The following is a 3,872-nucleotide window of genomic DNA, read 5'->3' on the forward strand; positions in this document are numbered from 1 at the left end:
GCTCAGTTAGGCGAGCGTTTGTCTGGAGTGATCCAAGATCCAGATATCGGCTTGTCGGGCGGTAAACGGGTGCGTGTTGGTGAACGCGTTTGTGAATTGGTCGCCGCAAAAGATGCCGGTGTTTTGTTGCAAGAAGTTGTCTAAGGGAAACTTTTAAACATGGCTTATGCAAGCAAAAGATTGATTGAAGAGCTCTGGGGCGTTGATTTCTTGACCGACTTATGTGGGATGGATGAGAATTCTGATCCAGTTCTTTTAAGAAAAGCCATTGATCTTGCGCTTGAACAGGCAAGTGGTGAGATTGATGTGCATCTGTCTCATCGCTACTGTGTCCCCATTGTTGGACAGCCAGCGGCTCTGGGTATGATCTGTGTCAATATTGCTGTTTATAATTTAGCCATACGCCATACGGCACTGACCACCACCATTGAAGATCGTTACAAACAGGCGGTTGATTTACTGAAACGCATTGCCGAAGGCAAAGCGGGTTTGGGTGTGGATGAACCTAAAATTATTAGCGAAGATGGTCCTGTTAAGGATGGGGCTTTTTTCCATGCTAAGCCGCGTTTGATGGGAAGGTAATATGTCTGTTGCAACCCATATTGAGATTAAAGAGACAGGGCTTGAAGCGGCTTTATCCTTTTTGCAAAAGGGGGCTGATAGCTCGATGGGGACTTTGGCACAAGGGGTTGGACGTCTCATTCAAGAGAGCACAAGGCGGCGGATTCAAAGTGAAAAAACCTCTGCCCAAGGAGAGAAGTGGAAAAACAATTATGCTCGCACCTCCATTCTTTTTGCCAGTGGGGCGCTTTCACGCTCCATTGATATGAAAGCTTCACCAGAAAAGGTGATTGTGGGGAGTGGGTTGGTTTATGCACGGATTCATCAATTGGGTGGGGTTATTCACCCGAAAAATGGCAAGACACTGCGCTTTTTTCTGAAAAGCAGCAAAGCACACCGCTTTGTTTGTGTGCATCAGGTAACCATGCCCGCCCGTCCTTATTTGGGGCTTTCAGAACGCAATAAAGTGGAAATTGTCAAAGCGGCAGAAGATTGGCTGGGAAGGGTCTTTTCATGAGTCAAACGGTCAAGCAAGCAGGGCGCATTAATCAGTTTCGTGAAGCGGTGATACGGAGCCTTAAAGGCGCTTTGCCGGATGTGCGTGATTGCGGCTGTCAATTTGGGCGTTTTAATTTAGAAGAATTGGAAACACAAATGCTTGTGGCTCCAGCAATACGGGTTGCGGTGTTAGAAAGCCGCTTGAGTTCTGTGGCTTCTGGACAGCAGAGTACTGATCTTCATTTAGGGGCTTTTATTATTACCACGGGTAAAGAGCGTGATATCCAAAGTTGGCTTCTGGCAGAAGCTATTGCGGTTTTATGCCATAGCGGGCAATTGTGGGGGCTAACGCATTTGAGTGCCCCGCGTGATGTCCAGATTGAACCGATTATCTCTGCGGCGATTAAGCAGCGTGGTGTGTCGATTAGTGTGGTGGAATGGCACCAAGATTTGTATCATTTGGGAAAAGATATTTTTTGTGATGAGGGAAAACTCAAAAGTGGTTTGATTTCATGGGACAATGAGGTGGGGGCATGAATGACGCATATCTCTTAAGTGATACCTTTCGACAAATCATGAAGCGTCTTGATGCCCTTGAACGCTGTCTTGCCAACCAACACATGATTGGGCGGGTTGTGCAAGTTGATGGCCATAGGGTTCGGGTGAAACTTTTCTCTGAGAGTGCCAATGGACAAGCGGTTTTATCGCCTTGGCTACAAGCGCAAGAAGCGGCGGGGGCTGTTTCCAGCAATATGCCGCTCCATGTTGGTGATCCGGTGCGGTTGTTGAACCCCCATGGTGAGATTGGCTCTGCCTCTCTGGTTGTACGCGATAGCTATAGTGAGGATATGCCTAATCCAGCCCGTCACGCCGAAGAGTTGGCGCTCTGTTATGCCGGTGGCGCTTTGCGGATGACAAAAGATGAACTTATTCTCTCCCATGGGGAAAACCAAATTCATTTGAGTGCACAAGGTTTGGTGCTTTCTCATCAAGCAACCCGTGTTGAATTAACGGGCAGTGTGCAGATTGAAGCAAAAGATTTACAGCATAATCAAAAATCTGTTGGCGCAAGCCATAAACACGGCGGGGTCAAAATGGGTCCCTCCACAACCTCTTCCCCTCTTTAAAGGAGTTTTATGATGCGTGAGAACACTTATGTTATTTTAACCAATGCCGATTTTGTTGCTGGTCAACGTTCACCGGGCAAGGGTGAGGAAATTTGTTTAAGTGAAGAGGCAGCAAAATACCCTTTGCTGCTTGGTCAGATTGCTGAAAAACCAGCCCCTGTTGTTGCGGCGACCCCAACGGTTTCTACCACAAAGACAAGCAAAGGGGCTTAAAGCATGCGGTGCGGGATGAGCGAAAAGGATGGCTCTCTCTTGTATGGCTTTGCGCATTGCCAACAATCACTCCATAAATGTTTAATGACAAGGGTAGGAACACGGGTTTTGCGTCGCCATTATGGGTGTGATGTCAGAGAATTCCAAGACGCCAATGCTGATCCTGCAACAATCTTACGTCTTTATCAAGCTATTGCCTGCGCGCTTGATGATCCAGAATGTGGAGAGCCTGGGTTCTCATTGCAAAGGATTGATCTGACCAAAGCAACGCGTGAGGGAACATTCCACTTTGTTTTAAGGGGAGTTTTTTATCCCGATGGCCATTTGGGGGATTGGTCCCATGGGCAAGAGATGCAATTTCCTTTAGAGGTCTCTTATGGCAGAGCTTGAACATTTACCCTTTTCACAGATTCCTTTGCCACAAATTATTGAAGAGCTTTCTGTTGAAGCAATTTTAGAGCAAAAGATTGCGCGTTTGATGGATGTTTTTGCAGCCCATCATATTCCCTATAATGTGGAAAAGACCGCCTATGACCCCGTGGTCATTCAATTACAAGCGGCTGCTTATGAAGAGTTGCTGTTGCGCCAACGGATCAATGAAGTAGCGCGAGACAATTTACTAGAATTTGCGCGTGGGACAAGTTTAGACCATTTGGGGGATTTTCATGGGGTCACGCGCCTTTTGGATGAAGATGATGAGCGGTTTCGCCGCCGCATTCGCTTAAATAGACAAGGACATTCCACAGGGGGCACAGCGCCACGTTATCAATATTTTGCGCTCTCCAGTGATATCCATGTCAAAGATGCTTTTGTTTATCGTGTGGGCAAAAGCCCGATTATTCATGTGGCTCTTTTTAGTGATAGTCCATCAGGGGTGGCAGATGAAGCTTTAATTGCCAAGGTGCAAGCCGCCCTTGATGAAAAACAGGTAAAAATGACCAATGATACTCTCTTGGTCAAAAGTGCGGTGCAGCGGGTGATCAATGTTTCTGCTGATTTTTGGTTGTTACCGGATGAAGGCTCCTTTGTTTTGGAAAGAGCAGAGCAGAATTTGAGAGAAGAATGGGCGTGCACATGGAGGCTTGGGCGTGATTTGTCTTTAAGTTGGATACTCAGTCGCCTGATGGTTGAGGGTGTGCACCATGTGAACATAACGCAACCGTGCAAGGATATTCTGGTCGCGCCTCATGAAGCAGTGACACTAGGGGAAATTGCCTTATCATTACGGGGGCACGCTTATTAATGCTCTCGTTGTTATTGCCCCCAAATTCAAGCTTGTTTGAACGTTGTCTTGCTGACGCAATGGCTGTTGATCCTCAAGTTAAAAGGGTACTCGAAGATATTTCCCGTGCCAAATTAATCACGCGTCCCCCTTCTTGGTTACCCTCTCTCATTGATGAATATGGTTTGCAAGAATTAAGCCCTTATTTCTCTAACTCTTATGATTTGATTGACCAAGGACTTGCATGGCAA

7 protein-coding genes and 1 pseudogene are annotated in these 3,872 nt (G+C 46.8%); all 8 read left to right on the forward strand.

From position 1 onward, the window contains the following. Positions 1-159 precede the first annotated feature (159 nt). The gene (locus ACFIO3_RS09700) at positions 160-582 is read left to right on the forward strand and encodes a phage protein Gp36 family protein (protein ID WP_375695517.1); all 423 of its coding nucleotides are present in this window, start codon (positions 160-162) and stop codon (positions 580-582) included. 1 nt (position 583) lies between these two features. Continuing rightward, positions 584-1,078 (forward strand): phage virion morphogenesis protein, encoded by a 495-nt coding sequence (locus ACFIO3_RS09705; RefSeq protein WP_375607974.1) that lies wholly within the window; start codon positions 584-586, stop codon positions 1,076-1,078. After that, a complete protein-coding gene (locus ACFIO3_RS09710; RefSeq protein WP_375607975.1) occupies positions 1,075-1,596 on the forward strand; it encodes a hypothetical protein in 522 nt (173 codons plus the stop codon). The genes ACFIO3_RS09705 and ACFIO3_RS09710 overlap by 4 nt, the downstream gene beginning before the upstream one ends. Then, positions 1,593-2,186: a baseplate assembly protein gene (locus tag ACFIO3_RS09715; protein WP_375607976.1), complete on the forward strand. Its 594-nt coding sequence runs from the start codon at positions 1,593-1,595 to the stop codon at positions 2,184-2,186. The genes ACFIO3_RS09710 and ACFIO3_RS09715 overlap by 4 nt, the downstream gene beginning before the upstream one ends. A gap of 12 nt (positions 2,187-2,198) precedes the next feature. Further along, entirely contained in the window at positions 2,199-2,399 is a 201-nt protein-coding gene (locus ACFIO3_RS09720) for a hypothetical protein (RefSeq protein WP_375607990.1), read from the forward strand. A gap of 3 nt (positions 2,400-2,402) precedes the next feature. Then, positions 2,403-2,789: a GPW/gp25 family protein gene (locus ACFIO3_RS09725; RefSeq protein ID WP_375607977.1), complete on the forward strand. Its 387-nt coding sequence runs from the start codon at positions 2,403-2,405 to the stop codon at positions 2,787-2,789. Next, positions 2,776-3,642 (forward strand): baseplate J/gp47 family protein, encoded by an 867-nt coding sequence (locus ACFIO3_RS09730; RefSeq protein WP_375695515.1) that lies wholly within the window; start codon positions 2,776-2,778, stop codon positions 3,640-3,642. Before ACFIO3_RS09725 ends, ACFIO3_RS09730 begins: the two co-directional genes overlap by 14 nt. Beyond that, positions 3,642-3,872: pseudogene (locus ACFIO3_RS09735) on the forward strand (phage tail protein); the annotation flags it as partial. The gene ACFIO3_RS09730 and the pseudogene ACFIO3_RS09735, both read left to right, overlap by 1 nt.

The sequence above is a fragment of the Bartonella sp. AD328YNZD genome, from assembly GCF_042196425.1.

Coding starts and splice junctions, on each gene's coding strand:
- ACFIO3_RS09730 (WP_375695515.1), top strand. CDS start 2,776: ATGGCAGAGCTTGAACATTTACCCTTTTCACAGATTCCTTTGCCACAA.
- ACFIO3_RS09700 (WP_375695517.1), top strand. CDS start 160: ATGGCTTATGCAAGCAAAAGATTGATTGAAGAGCTCTGGGGCGTTGAT.
- ACFIO3_RS09725 (WP_375607977.1), top strand. CDS start 2,403: ATGCGGTGCGGGATGAGCGAAAAGGATGGCTCTCTCTTGTATGGCTTT.
- ACFIO3_RS09720 (WP_375607990.1), top strand. CDS start 2,199: ATGCGTGAGAACACTTATGTTATTTTAACCAATGCCGATTTTGTTGCT.
- ACFIO3_RS09715 (WP_375607976.1), top strand. CDS start 1,593: ATGAATGACGCATATCTCTTAAGTGATACCTTTCGACAAATCATGAAG.
- ACFIO3_RS09710 (WP_375607975.1), top strand. CDS start 1,075: ATGAGTCAAACGGTCAAGCAAGCAGGGCGCATTAATCAGTTTCGTGAA.
- ACFIO3_RS09705 (WP_375607974.1), top strand. CDS start 584: ATGTCTGTTGCAACCCATATTGAGATTAAAGAGACAGGGCTTGAAGCG.